The organism is Saccharothrix deserti, from assembly GCF_009769385.1.
Classification (GTDB): Bacteria; Actinomycetota; Actinomycetes; order Mycobacteriales; family Pseudonocardiaceae; genus Actinosynnema; species Actinosynnema deserti.
The window spans coordinates 19183-34620 of sequence record NZ_VKAB01000034.1 but is presented as its reverse complement, the minus strand read 5'-3'; the positions used below and the strand labels follow the sequence as shown (position 1 = coordinate 34620).

The window sequence follows — 15438 nt, the reverse complement described above, 5'->3', positions numbered from 1 at the left end:
ACGAAAGGAACGCACATGTACTCCATCGGTCCGCTGACCGTCGCCCCGGGTGAGCGCGCCCAGGGCCTGATCCCGGTCGGCACCAGCACTTACGGCGTGGAGCTCGGCATTCCCGTGATCGTCGTCAACGGCGTCGAGCCCGGCCCGGTGCTGTGCGTGGACGCCGGCGTGCACGGCGACGAGTACGACGGCCAGGAGGCGATCCGCCGTGTCCTGGCCGAGACCGACCCGGCGACGCTGCGCGGCACGCTGGTCGGCATCCCGTGCATGAACACCCCCGCGTTCGAGGCGGCGGCCCGCACCAGCGGCCTCGACCACGCCAACCTCAACCGCATCTTCCCCGGTGACCCCGACGGCTCCTACTCCTTCCGCCTGGCCGCCACCTTCGTCGAGCAGGTTGTGCCCGCGATCGACGTCCTGGTGGACCTGCACACCGGCGGCACGTTCGGCGAGATCGCCCCGCTGACCATCGTGCAGGGCGGTTACGAGGACCTGGTCACCGGGATCGGCCTGGCCGCCGGGCACGAGCTGATCTGGAAGGGCGGCAAGTGGGGCGGCACCGTCCGCCACCCCACGCTCGCGGCGGGCAAGCCGGCCATCACCATCGAGGTCGGCGGTGGCACCTACCGGGAGTCGAACGTCGCGCTGCACGCCGACGCCGTGCGCAACATCATGCGGCACCTCGGCATGGTCGATGGTGACGTGGAGCTGCGCGACCGCTACACCGCTGTGACCGGCACGTTCGCCCGTTCCGCAGCCGGCGGCTTCTTCGTCAGCCACACCGAGCCGGGCGAGCAGTGCAAGGAAGGCGACCTCATCGGCCAGGTCGTGGACCACTACGGCACCACGCTGGAGGAGGTCCGCGCCGAGTGGGACGGGATCGTGCTGTGGGTGCGCCGCATCCGCACCGTGCGCCCCGGCGACGAGGTCGTGATCTTCGGCGCGGTCGAAGGTGAGATCACGCCATGAGCGGCACCACCGAACTGCTGATCGACGGCAAGCGGGTCCCCGCCGCCGACGGCCGCACGTTCACCGTGGTCGACCCGGCGCACGGCACGCCGATCGCCGAGGTGTCCCTGGCCGGCGCGGCGGACGTGGACCAGGCGGTCGCCGCCGCGCGGGCCGCGTTCACCGCCCCCGAGTGGGCGCGGATGCGTGCCGCCGACCGCGGCAGGCTGCTGCACCGGATCGCCGAAGGCATCCGGCGCGAGGGCGAAAAGCTGGCGCGGCTGGAAAGCCTCGACGTCGGCAAGCCGCTGCGGCAGGCGAGGGCCGACGTGGAGGCCGCCGCGCGGTACTTCGAGTTCTACGCGGGCATCGCGGACAAGCTCGGCGGCTCGACCATCCCGCTGGGCCCCGGCCTGCTCGACTACACCGTTCGCGAGCCGATCGGGGTGTCCGGGCAGATCATCCCGTTCAACTACCCGATGCAAAACACCGCGCGGGGCAGTGCCCCGGCGTTGGCCGCGGGCTGCACGGTGGTGCTGAAGCCGTCCCCGGAGGCGCCGCTGACGCCGTTGGAGATCGGCCGGATCGCGCTGGACTGCGGGCTGCCGCCGGGCGTGCTCAACGTCGTGCCGGGCGACGGCGGGACCGGTGCCGCGCTCGCCGGGCACCCGGGCATCGACCAGGTCACGTTCACCGGCTCGGTGGCCACCGGCATCAAGGTCGCCCAGGCGGCGGCGGTCAACGTGGTGCCCTCGGTGGTCGAGCTGGGCGGCAAGTCCCCGGTCGTCGTCTTCGCCGACGCCGACTTCGACCTGGCCGTCGCCGCCGTCGCCGGCTCCGCGTTCGGCAACGCGGGGCAGACCTGCTCGGCCGGCACCCGGCTGCTGGTCCAGCGCGGGGCCGAGGAGTTCGTCGACAAACTCGTGGCACACGCCGCCTCGTTGCGCATCGGTCCCGGTGCGGCGGACCTGGACGTCGGCCCGCTGGTCTCCGCCCGGCAGCGCGACCGGGTGGCCGGTTACCTCGACCTGGCCCGGGAGGAGGGCGCCACGGTCCGGGCGGGCGGCAGGAAGCCCGCGGACCCGGACCTGGCGGACGGCTACTACATCGAGCCGACCGTCCTGACCGGACTGACCAACCAGGCCCGGGTCGCCCGCGAGGAGATCTTCGGACCCGTCGTGACCGTCATCGAGTTCGATGACGCCGAGGAGGCGCTGGCGATCGCCAACGACAGCCCGTACGGCCTCGCCTCCTATGTCTGGACCCGTGACATCGACCGCGCGTTGCGCATGGCCTCGGGTATCCGGGCAGGTCAGGTGTACGTCAACGCCACCGGCGTCGGGACGGGCGTGGAGCTGCCGTTCGGCGGCTACAAGCACAGCGGGTGGGGCCGGGAGAAGGGCCTGGAGGCGTTGGCGAGCTACACCCAGACCAAGAACGTCTGCATCGGGTTCGGGAACCGGCCATGAGGTACCGCACGCTCGGCGAGCGCGGCCCCACCGTCTCCGTGGTCGGTGTGGGCGGCAACAACTTCGGTTCACGCCTCGACGAGGAAGGAACCAAGGCGGTCGTCCACGCCGCACTGGACGCGGGCATCACCCTGTTCGACACCGCCGACATGTACGGCGGGTTCGGCGGCAACGGCGCGCGCGGCGACGGTGAACGGCTGCTCGGTGCCGCGCTCAAGGGACACTGGGACGCCGTGGTCCTGGCCACCAAGTTCGGCATGGAGATGAGCCCGGACGACGACCGCCACGGCCCGCGCGGCGCGCGCCGTTACATCCGGCACGCCGTGGAAAGCTCCCTGAGCAGGCTCGGCACCGACCGGATCGACCTGTACCAGTACCACGAGCCGGACGGCGTCACTCCGCTGGAGGAAACCGTCGCGGCGCTCCGGGAACTGGTGCGGGAAGGCAAGGTGCGGCACATCGGTTGCTCCGACCTTCCCGCCGCCGAGCTCACCGCCGACTTCGTCAGCACGCAGGCCCGCTACCACCTGCTCGACCGGAGCGCGGAGACCGACCTGATCCCCGCCTGCCTGTTCGCCGGTGTCGGCCTGCTGCCGTACTACCCGCTCGCGAACGGCCTGCTCAGCGGCAAGTACCGGCGAGGTGAGCAGCCTCCGCCCGGCAGCAGGCTCTCCTGGCGACAGGGCTGGCTCACCGGCGCGGCCCTCGACCGCGTCGAGGCGCTTACCGCCTACGGCGCCGAACGAGGCCTGAGCCTCCTCCAGGTCGCGGTGGGTGGACTGGCCGCCCTGCCCGCCGTCGGCTCCGTGATCTGCGGCGCCATGACCCCCGAACAGGTCACCGCCAACGCGGCGGCGGCCGACTGGACCCCCGACGAGGCCGACCTGGCCGCACTCGACGAGATCGTGACCCCCGGCGAACGCGTCGTCTGAAGTCCCCCACTCCCTCTGGAAACCGCGAGATAGAGGCTGAACGCCATGCGAGAGATCGTCACCTTCGACGCCTATGCAACTTTGATCGACTTCGAGCTCGGCCCCACGACCCTGAAGGTCCTCGAAGACCGGCTGGACCTGGACAACCTGGACGTCGACGAGTTCCTCGACGACTTCCGCGTCATGCGCTTCCAGGCCGTCCTGGAGGCCTACCGCCCGTACCACGAGATCCTGCACTCCAGCCTGCGCAACGCCATGCGCCTGCACGGCCTGGAGTACCGCGAGTCCGACGGCGACGCCCTCGTCGAGGCCGTCCCCACCTTCGGCCCCCACCCGGAGGTCCCGGAGGCCCTGCGCGCCCTGAAGTCCAAGTACGAGATCGCCATCATCTCCAACACCGACGACAACATGATCGCGCGGAACGTCGAGAACATCGGCGTCGAGTTCGACTACGTCATCACCGCGCAGCAGGCCGGCGCGTACAAGCCGGACCGCCAGACCTTCGAGTACGCGTTCAAGACCATGGGCGTCGAGCCGTCGCAGGTCACCCACACCGCCCAGGGTTGGGAGTACGACCACATCCCGACCCGCGACCTCGGCCTGAAGCGCCGGGTGTGGATCAACCGCTACGGCCGCCTCGGCAGCAGCGACTACCAGCCCTACGACGAACTGCCCGACCTGAGCGGCCTGCCCGCCCTGCTCGGCTGCTGAAGGAGAGGCCCGCCGCCATGAAACAGATCCCCTACTGGCTCGACACCGCCCCACAGCCACCCGACCGGTCGGGCAAGCCACTGCCCGAGAACGCGGACGTGGTCGTCATCGGCGGCGGCCTCACCGGCCTGTCGACCGCCTACCACGCCGCCCGCAAGGGCGCTTCGGTCGTGCTGGTCGAGAAGGACAAGATCGGCTCGGGTGCGTCCGGGCGCAACGGCAGCATGTGCACCCAGGGCATCACGATCGCACCCGGCGAGGCGCGCAAGCGCTACGGCCAGGAGCGTGCGCTCGAGCTGTACAACTCCTTCCGCGAGGCCGTGGACCTCGTGGAGGAGTTGACGCTGAAGGAGCACATCGACTGCGACTTCGTCCGCTCCGGACGGCTCGGCGTCGCCTTCAAACCGGGGCACTTCGAGGCGATGAAGGCCAAGCAACGCGACTTGGCCGAGAACTTCGGCCACGACACCGTCCTGCTCTCCAAGGCGGAACTGCGATCCGAACTGGGCTCCGACTACTACCACGGGGCCCTGCTCGACCCGCTCAGCGCGGGCCTGCACGTCGGCAAGTACGTCTACGGCCTCGCCGAAGCCGCGGAACGCGCCGGCGCGCAGATCCACGAACGCAACGCCGCCACCGGTCTCACCAAGACCGCGGACGGCGGTTTCCTGGTGGAGACCCTGCACGGCACGATCCGCGCCAAGCAGGTCATGGCCGCGACCGACGCCTACACCGACAAGGCGCTGCCGTGGTTCCGCAAGCGGCTGATCAACGTCGGCAGCTTCATCATCGTCACCGAGCCGTTGGGGGAGGAGCGCGCCCGTTCGGTGATCCCGAAGGCGCGGCTCGTGGTCGACTCCAAGAACATCGGCCACTACATCCGCCTCACCCCGGACAACCGCCTCGCCTTCGGCGGCCGGGCCCGCTTCGCCCCTTCCAACCCCGCCTCCGACGTCAAGAGCGGAGACGTCCTCAAGCGGGAGATGGTCGAGATCTTCCCGCAGTTGGCCGACGTGCGGATCGACTACGTGTGGGGCGGCACGGTGGGCTTCTCCTGGGACCGCGTCCCGCACGCGGGCCAGGTGGACGGCCTGTACTACTCCATGGGTTACTGCGGTCACGGCGTCCAGATGGCCACCTACATGGGCCGTGCGGTGGCCGAGATGATGGACGGCAAGCCGGAGGCCAACCCGCTGCGCGGTCTCGGCTTCCCCAAGGTCCCCGTCCCCTTCTACAACGGGACCGCCTGGTTCCTGCCGTTCGGCGGCGCCTACTACAAGGCGAAGGACCGCCTGCGCTGACGCGGATGCGTCGGTGACACGGGCCCGGGGCCTTCCGCGAATCAGTCGCGGGAGGCCCCGCCGCGTCGGGGCGAACTCACGCACACCCTCGTCAGAACCTCGTCGGAGAGAAGGTCCGCACAGCCATGACCGCCGCAGCCACCCGAAGAGAGCACGACCTGCTCGGCGACCGCGACGTCCCCGCCGACGCCTACTGGGGCATCCACACCCTGCGCGCCACGGAGAACTTCCCGATCACCGGCACCCCGATCTCCGCCTACCCGCACCTGATCGACGCCTTGGCCGCCGTCAAGGAGGCCGCCGCCCTCGCCAACGAGGAGCTCGGGCTCCTGGATTCGACGAAGGCCGCCGCCATCGTCGAGGCGTGCCGCGAGATCCGCGTCGGCAAGCTGCTCGACCAGTTCGTCGTCGACGTCATCCAGGGTGGCGCCGGCACCTCCACCAACATGAACGCCAACGAGGTCGTGGCCAACCGGGCGCTGGAACTCCTGGGCCGGGAGAAGGGCCAGTACCAGTACCTGCACCCCAACGAGGACGTCAACCTCGGCCAGTCCACCAACGACGTCTACCCGACGGCCGTGAAGATCGCGACGGTCTTCGCCGTGCACGGCCTGCTGGAGGCGATGTCCGTCCTCCAGGACGCCTTCGCCCGCAAGGCGGTCGAGTTCCGCGACGTGCTCAAGATGGGCCGCACGCAGCTCCAGGACGCGGTGCCGATGACGCTCGGGCAGGAGTTCTCCGCCTACGCCGTCATGCTCGACGAGGACCGCAGCCGGCTCACCGAGGCGGTCGGGCTGATCCACGAGATCAACCTCGGTGCCACCGCGATCGGCACGGGTCTCAACGCGCCCGCCGGATACGCCGAGGCGGCCCGCCGCCACCTCGCCGCGATCACCGGGCTGCCTCTCGTGACCGCCCCGAACCTGGTCGAAGCCACCCAGGACTGCGGCGCGTTCGTGCAGATGTCCGGCGTGCTCAAGCGGGTCGCCGTCAAGCTGTCGAAGACCTGCAACGACCTGCGCCTGCTGTCCTCCGGGCCGCGCGCCGGGCTCGGCGAGATCAACCTGCCGCCCGTGCAGGCCGGCTCCTCCATCATGCCCGGCAAGGTCAACCCGGTGATCCCCGAGGTCGTCAACCAGGTCGCCTTCGAGGTGATCGGCAACGACGTCACCATCACCATGGCCGCCGAGGCGGGCCAGCTCCAGCTCAACGCCTTCGAACCGATCATCCTGCACTCCCTGTCGGAATCCATCACGCACCTGCGCAGCGCCTGCGTGACGCTGGCCGAGCGCTGCGTGTCCGGCATCACCGCCAACACCGAGGCGCTGCGCGCGACCGTCGAGAACTCCATCGGCCTGGTCACCGCCCTCAACCCGCACATCGGGTACACCGCCGCCACCGCCATCGCCAAGGAGGCCCTCACCACCGGCCGGGGCGTGGCCGAACTCGTCCTGGAAAAGGGCCTGTTGCCCGCCGAGACACTGGCCGACCTGCTGCGGCCCGAGGCACTGGCGGGCAACGGCGAGGCCCGCGGGGAAGCCCGCCGTGCGGCGACGTAGCCGCGGGCAGGCGCGCGGCCTACGTCACCGATGGCGATCTGCGTGACAGCGTGCACTTCAGCAGCGGGATCGCCCTGTGCCAAGCCGCCGGCTGCGTGGTGACCGGTCTGGCCGGCCAACCCCTGCACACCGGGATCCAGGGGCTTGTGGCGGCGTCCGACGCCGAGGCCCACGCCGAACTCGTCAGGATCATCACGCGGCAGTCCGGCCAACCGCGCTGACCCCGACCAACGCCAAAATCCGTCGCTCGTCCCGCCGCCGCGGCCTAGGTTTGCCCGAATGGATCTGACCACTGTTGCGGTGCCCCACACCCTGTCCAACCTGAAGCCGCTGCTGCCGGCGGCCCCGGCTCGTGTCCTCGAGGCCGGCTGCGGTCGCGGAGCCCTGGCCGCCGCTCTGGCCGACATGGGCTACGAGGTCACCGGCGTGGACCGCGACGCTGAGATGGCCGCCGCGGCCGGTGAACGCGGTGTGCCCGTCATCCAGGCCGACGTCCGCGACGTCTCCGGTGAGTTCGACGTCGTGCTGTTCACGCGTTCCCTGCACCACGCCGAGAGTCTGGACGACATCCTGGCCCACGCCGTCACGTTGCTCGCCCCGGGTGGGCAGGTCGTCATCGAGGAGTTCGCCTGGGAGCGGGTGGACCACGCCGCCGCCCACTTCCTCTACGACAACTGCGCACTGCTGGTCGCCACGGGCCTGCTCGACGCCGAACTCCCCTCCGGTGACCTGCTGGAAGCTTGGGTCAGCGGCCACGACTCCCTCCACCAAGGCTCCGCCATGCTCGCCGCCCTGAGCCGCGTCGGCTCTGACCTGACCACAGTGGCCACGTCCGTGCTGTGGCGCTTGGTCAACGGGCGCGGCGGTGTCTGGACCGAGCCGGCCACCCGCGCCGCCGACGCCCTCGACGCCGTCCGCGAAGCGGAGGAACGCCGCATCGCCGCCGGCGCACTCCCCGCAGTCGGTGTCCTCGCGTCCATCCGCCGGTGACGCGGACTACGTTCTGGTTCAGCGCGGCACTCGCGGCCGTGTAGAAGGCGATGAGGTACCCGAGACGGCTGGTACTCGGGCTCACCGCGATTACGTGCTGGTGACGGCGGTGCTGGTCTGCGTCGTGACGGATCTCGCCAGTGCTGACCGCTCTCGGCGGAACAGGCCTCGCGGTGATCGCCGCCGTGCAGACCTGGCACCTGCTGCGGTGGCGTCGTGCCGCGATGGCCCGCGCGTCGATCGGACGGTCCCTGGACGCGGCACCGGCCGACCAGAGTGCACCAGGCGGGTGAAGGGCCACACCGCGAACAGGGCGAACGCGCTGAGGGCGTGCAGTTGGAACACCAGCGGCACGTCAATCATCAGCGTCGGATCGGGCCGCAGCCAGAACAGGCCGCGGAACCACACCGCGATCGCGACCGTGAGCACCGCGAACAGCACCTTGTCCGTCGCGGTGGTGGCGCGCCGGACCCGTGCGTTGGTGAACCGGCGGGCCAGCAGGCCGAGCCCGACGACCAGCATCACCGCCGTGGCGGCGCCCGCGCCCACCGACAGCGCGTGATACAGGCCTTCGGAGACACCGTGTGGGGTTCCAGAAGTCGGCTGCACAGGCTCTGACCTGTGCGTTAAGCCACTGTGGGTTCGTACTCGTTGATCAGGCCGCCGAGGACTGGTCGGCGACGGCGGGGTATCGGCTGTCGTGGACGACTACGGGCCCGTGGCTGGTCGGGCGGCGGCGGTCGCTGTCGAAGCGGGTCGCTTCGACGAGGTCGTCAACTCTGGTGTGGCCGCGGGTGAAGGGATCGAAGTTGGGCTGTTCGTGGTGACATGGCTAGGGCTGGCGAGCGGCGCCCGTCCCGTCGCCGGAGATGATGTGGACCACCGCCGTCATCGTCGAACGCCGCGCCGGATGCATACCTGATCACGGCGTCTCACGTGAGTTCAGCGCGACTGAAGTTTGATCATGGCGAACCCGCGGGTTTTCGGTGCGCGGCGCTCGTGATCACCTCGGGTTCTCGTGTGGGGGTTCGGCCTGGTCCGGTATCCCGTCCGCTCGAACTCTTCGGCGCGCGTTCAGGTGTTAGGGGTTACCGTTCGGACCGCTGCGCGCCAGGACGTCCCAAGCCCTGCTGAACCGCCACCACCGAGTCCGTGGCCCGGTCGGCGACTCCCGAGCGGAGCGGCACGCGGTCCGTCCCCGCCTATGGGAAGGCCGCCCATAGGGTGTGCGGGTCGGTGGTGTCCGGCGGTGCAGGGGTGTCGGGTGGATCTGGGGCTGCTGGGTCAGGCCGTGGGCATGTTCGCGGTGACCAACATCGACGACATCCTGATCCTGGCGTTGTTCTTCGGTCAGGCCGCCGGCGCCGGCCGGGCGGGCGTAGTGCGGGTGGTCGCGGGCCAGTACCTGGGGTTCTTGGCGATCCTGGCGGCGTCGGTGGTGGGGGCGCTGGGCGCGGGACTGCTGCCGGAATCGGCCATCCCGTACCTGGGGTTGCTGCCCCTGCTGCTCGGCGTGCGGGCCGGGCGGAAGGCGTGGCGGGAACGCCACGACGACAGCGACGACGGCGAACAGTTGGGCCGGGCCGGTGGGCCGGGGGTCATGCAGGTCGCGGCGGTGACGCTGGCCAACGGCGGGGACAACATCGGCGTCTACGTGCCGGTCTTCGCCGTCTCCGGCACCGGGGGCATGGCGGTCTTCGTGGCGGTGTTCCTGGTCGGCGTCGCGGTGTGGTGCGCTGCCGGACGGTTCTTCGCCACCCGCTCGGTGATCGCCAAGGCCCTGTCGCGGTGGGGGCACGTCCTGCTGCCGGTGGTCCTGATCGGCATCGGCGCCCTCATCCTGATCGAAGGCGGTGCCTTCGGCCTGTGACCACGAACAGCCGGCGGCGCTGGTCGTGGGGCTGGGCGGGCGTTGTTCGGCGTCCTTCGCCGCCTCGCTGCGGAGCAGCACCGGCAGGATGGACAGCAACTTCCGGGTCACCTCGTACAGCAGGGACACCATCACCTGGACATGCTCTCAACCCAGAGGCTCTGTCGTTCTACCAACGCCGATGACTTTCGAGCGGCATACGATCATTGTCGTCCAGCCGGGCCTCCGTGCCTCGGCGGTCAACACGACTCGCAACATCAAGGTGATGCTCACCGACGTGCTGGACTGGATCTCACAACACGACGCCGAATTCCGCGTGATCGCACACGTATGAGCCGCCTCCGGTGTCGGCGATCCCAGCGGACGTCGGAACCAGGACTACCCGTTACTCCTGTGACCAAGGAGCGGAGCGAGACGCTGTTCGGGGCGGTAGGAGCTTGGGGACGGTGCGGATGTAGAGGATCATCCCGACGACCTCGACGAGGGTCTGAGTAACGATGACCGCCACGGCGACGGCGGAAGCCTCGGGTAGGGCCAGGGCGAGTGGTAGCACGACCAGGGAGTTGCGGGCGGCGCCGGTGAATACGACCGCCCGGCTGTCAGGCGTGTCGAGTCGGAACAGTCGGGACACGCCCATGCCGGCGAAGGCCATGAACAGCAGGAACGCCACGTAGAAGGGGATCACCGCGGCCACTTCGGAGGTGCTGTCGCCGAGCTTCGGGACCTGGGAGGCGACGACGGTGAGCAGGGTGGCAGCCATCAGCGGCGCGGTGGTCTTGGTCGCTCTGTCGGTGAATTTCCGGCCTGCCGGGCGTCGCGCGGCCCAGGCCTGGGTCAGCCAGGCGAGTGCGAGGGGGATGACGATCAGGACCAGGAACGCCTCGATGAACGGACCCGTTTGGATCAGGTCGGCTGCGGGGGCGCCCATGAAGATCATGAGGTAGAGCGGTAGCAGCAGTAGCTGGGTGATCAGCAGGAGCGGGGTCGTGGCGAGGAGCCGTTGGCCGCTTCCGCCGCCCAGATTGGAGAAGACGATCACGTAGTCGATGCACGGTGTCAAGAGCACCAGCAGCACGCCCAGCCGCACCGCCTGGTCGGCGGGCAGCAGACCGAACATGGCCGCGACCACCAGCGGCACGACCACGAAGTTGACCACCAGGGTGGCGGCCAGGAACCTGCCCGTGCGCAGTGAGTGGGCCAATCCGATGACCGGCACCTGCAAGAACGTCACGTACAACAGTGCACCCAGCACCGGGTTGATCGCGTGCTCCAGCACCGGCGTGGCACCGGGCACGGCCCAACCGACCAGCAATCCGGCCGCCAGCGCGCCGACGAAGACCGGGACCTGATATCGCTCCAGCCCCGTGCCGGATCCAGTGGAGACCGTCGTCACCGCCCGGTCGGTTCGTGGTTCGGGTCCTCAGCCCTTGCCGGAGCGCCGAAGACGTCGGTGAGCAGGTCCGCGGCCTCGATTGGAGCCCGTACGTCGAGCCACATCCCGCCGGCCGCCAGACGGAGGTTGAAGTCGAAGAACGCGCAACATGCCTGCTCGGCGGCGGCCAACTCGGCCACCTCGCTGGCCAGAGCCTTGGGCAGGCGCCACCGCCGGCCGCCCGCGATGTCCTCCTGAGGGGCTCCTGCGAGCAGCTCATGCCACTGCGCGATCCGTTGGCCCTGCTCACTGCCACTCAGCGTGCACGCGATCGGCACAGGTTCCGCGTTCGTCTGCGTCGTCGCCTGTTCGTCTACGGGCAGAAGTGCGAGTTCCAGTCGTGGTGCGGACGACGAGCCCGGCTGCTCGCAGCACCCCGGGCCACATTCGAACCCGTTGGCTGGCTGCGCCTTTTGGCCCATCGGGTTGGTCATACCTCAAGGGTAGACCTTGGAGTGGCCTCCAATGAAAGGGACATCCGCCAATGGGATGACGACTTTCCGGGTTGTTCGAGAAGGCCCTCGGCCTTTCGGGTGGTGGTATCGATACCGTGCCTGACGGCCTGGGCGGACGGCAGGCAGTGGAGACTCGCCTCTGCGGTCTGCTCAGAGAGGCCTGTGGGCGCCAGCGGCGTCATCGCGATCGTCCCGCATGACGGTGCTTGGGGAAGAAACGCCGGAAGCGGACCTGCGTGGAGCTGGGGCAGGTCCGCTTCCGGGGCGTTGGGTGATGCGAGTGGTCAGTGGATCCGGGCGGTGATGGCGACGCGGTTGAAGGAGTTGATGACCGCGATGATCCAGACCATCTGTTGGGTGCGGGCCTCGCCCAGTTCGGCGATGGCCTTGTCGAGCACCTCGTCGGGCACGCGGTCGTCGCTGATCAGGGTGACGGCTTCGGCTAACGCGAACACCGCGCGCTCCTCATCGGTGAACGCCTCGTGCTCCTGCCACGTGGCCACGTTGTCGACCCGGTCCTGTGTCTCGCCTGCAGTCAGGGCCTTGTCGATGTGCGTGCGGACGCAGTACGAGCAACCGTTGATCTGGGAGCACCGCAGCTTCACCAGTTCGATCAGCCCGAGGGGGAATTCGGCGTCGTCTTCCACCGCTTTCGACAGCAGGCTCATGGCGTTGAAACCGGGGCCGGCGAACGGATCGAGGCGAGGCATGTGGGTCCTCCGTGTAGTTCGGCGAAGTGGTGGTTCGGCACAGTGTGGTGGGAAGCGGATCAGCGGCGGTGACACCGGGCCTGGGGGAGGAGCCGGTGCCACCGCCGCCGCTGGGGCGATCGAGCCGCTGGAGCGTCAGCGCGGTTGGTGCTGACGCAGCGGGATCATCTCGATCGCCGGGCCGGTGGTCGGACCACAACCGCACCCGTCTCCGCAGCCATCGCTCTTCGGCTGCTCGACCACGATCGGCTTGGCCTCGCCCTTAGACGTGCCGCAGCCGCAGTCGTCTCCGCAACCGCCGCCCGCGGTGGGCTTGACCGCCTCCACCAAGGGCAGCACCGCCGACAGCGGCAGCGTGGCCTTGTGCTCGGTGGTGGCCTTCGCCGCAGGCGCCTGGACGACGTCCTTCGCCTTGCCGCCGCGCAGCAGGCGCAGACCGTTGGCGATGATCACCAACGCGAACGCCTCGTTGATCAGCACACCCTGGGTCAGGTTGAACGCACCGGTCAGCGCCGCCACGACCAAGGCCGCGATGACGATCAGGGACAACGTCACGTTCTGGGCGATGATCCGGTTCGCGCGCTTGGCCAGCCGCACCGTGTACGGCAGCTTGGTGAGGTCGTCCGACATGAGCGCGATGTCCGCCGTCTCCATCGCCACATCGGTGCCCGCGGCACCCATGACGACGGAGACGTTGGACGTGGCCAGCGCGGGAGCGTCGTTGACGCCGTCGCCGACCATCGCGACCGTGCCGTGTTCCTTGCGCATGGCCGTGATCGCCGCGCTCTTGTCACTCGGCATCAGCTGAGAGCGAACGTTCTCGATGCCGAGCTGGTCGGCGATGGACCGGGCAACGCGCTCGCGGTCGCCGGTCAGCATCGTGGTGTGGGTGACGCCGAGGTCGTGCAGCTCGGTGATGGCTGCCTTGGCCTCGGGACGCAGCTCGTCGGCCACGCCGAACAGACCGATCAGCTTGCCGTCGGAGGTGATCGCGACCGGGGTGGCGCCCTGGTTCTCGATCGCCAGCAGCGCTTCCGCGGCCTTGGGGTTGCCGCTGTAGTCCGCGACCCGGCCCACGACGATGCGGCGGCCGTCGACGGTGGCCTCGGCACCCTGGCCGGCGACGATGCTCACGTCGTCGGCGGGCTGCACCGGGGCACCGTGGTCACGTGCCGCGTGCACGATGGCCTCGGCGATCGGGTGGGTGGCCGCGGCCTCGACCGCCGCGGCGATCCGCAGCAGTTCGACGTCGCTGTCGCCGTCGAGCGAGTGGACCGCCACCAGGGCGGGACGGCCCAGGGTCAGCGTGCCGGTCTTGTCGAAGGCGACCGCCTTGAGCCGGGACAGTTCTTCCAGGTAGGCGCCACCCTTGATGAGCACGCCGTCGCGGGCGGCACGGGCGATCGCGGACACGACGCTGACCGGGACCGACAGCACGAGCGCGCAGGAACACGACACGATCAGCACGACGAGGGCGCGGTAGAACGCCTCGGCGAGCGTCAAGTCGAACAGCAGTGGCCCGAAGGCCGTCATCAGCACCGCCAGCGCGATCATCGCGGGGGTGTAGACCGAGGCGAACTTGTCGGCGAACCGCTGCGCGCGGCCGCGGTTCTGCTGTGCTTCCTCGACCTCGCGGATGACCCGGGCCAGGACGGTGTCCTCGTACCGCTTGGCGACCCGCACGCGCAGCGCGCCGTCGCCGTTGAGGGTGCCGCCGTACACGGCGCCGCCGGGCACGACCTCGACCGGCATCGACTCGCCGGTGATGGCCGAGGTGTCGATCCAGGAAGCTCCCTGGGTGACCTCGCCGTCGGTGGGCAGGCGCGCACCGGGGCGGACCAGGACGACGTCGTCGACCTGGAGTTGTTCGACCGGCACCGTCTCGGTCGTGCCGAACGGGGTGAACCGCTCCGCGCGGCGTGGCGCGAGGTCCATCAGCTTCTGGATGGACTTGCGCGCCCGGTCGGCGACGTAGCTCTCCAGGATCATGCCGAGCGAGAAGATGACCGTGATGCACGCGGCCTCGACGACCTTGCCCAGTGGGATCGCACCGGCGACCGCGACGAGCAGCAGCACGTTGATGGAGAACCGCTTGTTGCGCGCCAGCGTCCAGGCGTTGCGGGCCGGGTAGATGATGCCCAGCGCGATGGAGACGTAGGCAAGCCCGATCGCCAAGGGGGCGTCGGGCGCCCGACGGGTGATGACGTCGGCACCGATCATGAACAGCGCCGCGAGGCCGAGCAACACCATCTCGGGGCGCAGCCACCAGCGCGTCTTCTTCGCGGCCGGTGCGTCCTCCGCCTCGGCCGGCTGTTCGGGTTCCAGGGTGAGGCCCGACGCGGACGCGGTCCGGAGGAGGACGGCGTCGTTGAGGGTCTTGGGTGCCTCGACCGCGAGCACGCCGGAGGCGGACAGCATCCGGACCTCTCGCACGCCCTCGACACGGCGAAGCGGCGTGAGGTCGCTGGCACACTCGACGCAGCCGGAGATGACGCGGTAGCGCCTGATCTCCAGGTTCGCCTCGGCCGGCGCCTCTGCCCTGTTGGTTAAGGGTGGTGTGGTCACTGCACGTCACCCGCCTGTTCGGATAGGGAAAGACCACCTAGCGGAACAGACGTTAAAGGTTGGACCGTACTCCAATGTCAAGCATGTCTTCAGCGCTTGACTTGAAGCCGAGTTCAACATCGAGACTACCGCTGCCGGTGTGTGAGAGAGGACAACCCGTGACTTACGTGATCGCGGAACCGTGCGTCGACGTTATGGACAAGTCCTGCATCGAGGAGTGCCCGGTCGACTGCATCTACGAGGGTGACCGGATGTTGTACATCCATCCGGACGAGTGCGTGGACTGCGGTGCGTGCGAGCCGGTCTGCCCGGTGGAGGCCATCTACTACGAGGACGACGTGCCGGAGCAGTGGGCGCACTACACCAAGGCCAACGCCGACTTCTTCGCGGAACTGGGCTCGCCCGGCGGTGCCTCCAAGGTCGGCAAGGTCTCGGCGGACCCCGAAGTGATCCGCGCGCTGCCTCCCCAGGTCAACGGAGGCGACTGACGGCCTTT

Annotated in this window: 16 protein-coding genes; 11 read left to right on the top strand and 5 right to left on the bottom strand. The window is 69.4% G+C overall.

What is annotated here, in order from left to right:
* Nucleotides 1–15 precede the first annotated feature (15 nt).
* The 8 genes from FM051_RS38695 to FM051_RS38660 all read left to right on the top strand — a co-directional run bounded on the left by FM051_RS38695 (nt 16) and on the right by FM051_RS38660 (nt 7910).
* The gene (locus FM051_RS38695) at nt 16–969 is read left to right on the top strand and encodes a succinylglutamate desuccinylase/aspartoacylase family protein (RefSeq protein WP_158852096.1); all 954 of its coding nucleotides are present in this window, start codon (nt 16–18) and stop codon (nt 967–969) included.
* Nucleotides 966–2417: an aldehyde dehydrogenase family protein gene (locus tag FM051_RS38690; RefSeq protein WP_158852095.1), complete on the top strand. Its 1452-nt coding sequence runs from the start codon at nt 966–968 to the stop codon at nt 2415–2417. Before FM051_RS38695 ends, FM051_RS38690 begins: the two co-directional genes overlap by 4 nt.
* Nucleotides 2414–3349, top strand: a complete 936-nt coding sequence (locus FM051_RS38685) for an aldo/keto reductase (RefSeq protein WP_158852094.1) — start codon at nt 2414–2416, stop codon at nt 3347–3349. Before FM051_RS38690 ends, FM051_RS38685 begins: the two co-directional genes overlap by 4 nt.
* Before the next feature lie 45 nt (nt 3350–3394).
* Nucleotides 3395–4060, top strand: a complete 666-nt coding sequence (locus tag FM051_RS38680) for a haloacid dehalogenase type II (protein ID WP_158852093.1) — start codon at nt 3395–3397, stop codon at nt 4058–4060.
* A 17-nt stretch (nt 4061–4077) separates the two neighbouring features.
* On the top strand, nt 4078–5361 hold the full coding sequence (locus FM051_RS38675) for an NAD(P)/FAD-dependent oxidoreductase (RefSeq protein ID WP_158852092.1): 1284 nt from the start codon (nt 4078–4080) through the stop codon (nt 5359–5361).
* A 125-nt stretch (nt 5362–5486) separates the two neighbouring features.
* Complete coding sequence (aspA, locus tag FM051_RS38670; RefSeq protein ID WP_158852091.1) at nt 5487–6920, top strand: aspartate ammonia-lyase; 1434 nt, start codon at nt 5487–5489, stop codon at nt 6918–6920.
* 50 nt (nt 6921–6970) lie between these two features.
* Complete coding sequence (locus tag FM051_RS38665) at nt 6971–7141, top strand: hypothetical protein (RefSeq protein WP_238412960.1); 171 nt, start codon at nt 6971–6973, stop codon at nt 7139–7141.
* Between the two features lie 58 nt (nt 7142–7199).
* Nucleotides 7200–7910 carry a class I SAM-dependent methyltransferase gene (locus FM051_RS38660; protein WP_158852090.1) on the top strand — a complete coding sequence of 237 codons (711 nt, stop codon included), beginning with the start codon at nt 7200–7202 and terminating at the stop codon, nt 7908–7910.
* Between the two features lie 90 nt (nt 7911–8000).
* On the opposite strand, the gene FM051_RS38655 is transcribed toward FM051_RS38660, so the two are convergent.
* Entirely contained in the window at nt 8001–8459 is a 459-nt protein-coding gene (locus FM051_RS38655; RefSeq protein WP_238412959.1) for a respiratory nitrate reductase subunit gamma, read from the bottom strand.
* Nucleotides 8460–9174: 715 nt separating this feature from the next.
* Between FM051_RS38655 and FM051_RS38650 the strand changes: the two genes are divergently transcribed.
* Both FM051_RS38650 and FM051_RS38645 read left to right on the top strand, forming a co-directional pair.
* Nucleotides 9175–9780 (top strand): cadmium resistance transporter, encoded by a 606-nt coding sequence (locus FM051_RS38650; protein ID WP_158852088.1) that lies wholly within the window; start codon nt 9175–9177, stop codon nt 9778–9780.
* Between the two features lie 181 nt (nt 9781–9961).
* Nucleotides 9962–10114, top strand: coding sequence for a hypothetical protein (locus tag FM051_RS38645; protein WP_158852087.1), 153 nt, complete (start codon nt 9962–9964; stop codon nt 10112–10114).
* A gap of 51 nt (nt 10115–10165) precedes the next feature.
* Here the strand turns inward: FM051_RS38645 and FM051_RS38640 are convergent, their stop codons facing one another.
* From FM051_RS38640 to FM051_RS38625, 4 genes are all read right to left on the bottom strand, one after another.
* Nucleotides 10166–11173: an arsenic resistance protein gene (locus tag FM051_RS38640; RefSeq protein WP_158852086.1), complete on the bottom strand. Its 1008-nt coding sequence runs from the start codon at nt 11171–11173 to the stop codon at nt 10166–10168.
* Nucleotides 11170–11646 carry a hypothetical protein gene (locus FM051_RS38635; protein ID WP_158852085.1) on the bottom strand — a complete coding sequence of 159 codons (477 nt, stop codon included), beginning with the start codon at nt 11644–11646 and terminating at the stop codon, nt 11170–11172. Before FM051_RS38635 ends, FM051_RS38640 begins: the two co-directional genes overlap by 4 nt.
* Before the next feature lie 305 nt (nt 11647–11951).
* On the bottom strand, nt 11952–12377 hold the full coding sequence (locus FM051_RS38630) for a carboxymuconolactone decarboxylase family protein (protein ID WP_158852084.1): 426 nt from the start codon (nt 12375–12377) through the stop codon (nt 11952–11954).
* Nucleotides 12378–12512: 135 nt separating this feature from the next.
* Nucleotides 12513–14942: a heavy metal translocating P-type ATPase gene (locus FM051_RS38625; RefSeq protein ID WP_158852083.1), complete on the bottom strand. Its 2430-nt coding sequence runs from the start codon at nt 14940–14942 to the stop codon at nt 12513–12515.
* Nucleotides 14943–15100: 158 nt separating this feature from the next.
* Between FM051_RS38625 and fdxA the strand changes: the two genes are divergently transcribed.
* Nucleotides 15101–15430 (top strand): ferredoxin, encoded by a 330-nt coding sequence (gene fdxA / locus FM051_RS38620; RefSeq protein ID WP_158852082.1) that lies wholly within the window; start codon nt 15101–15103, stop codon nt 15428–15430.
* The last annotated feature ends 8 nt before the right edge of the window (nt 15431–15438 follow it).

Bases quoted from the DNA above. Each gene is read 5' to 3' on its own strand.
- aspA (WP_158852091.1), top strand. From the start codon at position 5,487: ATGACCGCCGCAGCCACCCGAAGAGAGCACGACCTGCTCGGCGACCGC.
- FM051_RS38635 (WP_158852085.1), bottom strand. From the start codon at position 11,646: ATGACCAACCCGATGGGCCAAAAGGCGCAGCCAGCCAACGGGTTCGAA.
- FM051_RS38680 (WP_158852093.1), top strand. From the start codon at position 3,395: ATGCGAGAGATCGTCACCTTCGACGCCTATGCAACTTTGATCGACTTC.
- FM051_RS38685 (WP_158852094.1), top strand. From the start codon at position 2,414: ATGAGGTACCGCACGCTCGGCGAGCGCGGCCCCACCGTCTCCGTGGTC.
- FM051_RS38675 (WP_158852092.1), top strand. From the start codon at position 4,078: ATGAAACAGATCCCCTACTGGCTCGACACCGCCCCACAGCCACCCGAC.
- FM051_RS38660 (WP_158852090.1), top strand. From the start codon at position 7,200: ATGGATCTGACCACTGTTGCGGTGCCCCACACCCTGTCCAACCTGAAG.
- FM051_RS38630 (WP_158852084.1), bottom strand. From the start codon at position 12,377: ATGCCTCGCCTCGATCCGTTCGCCGGCCCCGGTTTCAACGCCATGAGC.
- FM051_RS38690 (WP_158852095.1), top strand. From the start codon at position 966: ATGAGCGGCACCACCGAACTGCTGATCGACGGCAAGCGGGTCCCCGCC.
- FM051_RS38645 (WP_158852087.1), top strand. From the start codon at position 9,962: ATGACTTTCGAGCGGCATACGATCATTGTCGTCCAGCCGGGCCTCCGT.
- FM051_RS38695 (WP_158852096.1), top strand. From the start codon at position 16: ATGTACTCCATCGGTCCGCTGACCGTCGCCCCGGGTGAGCGCGCCCAG.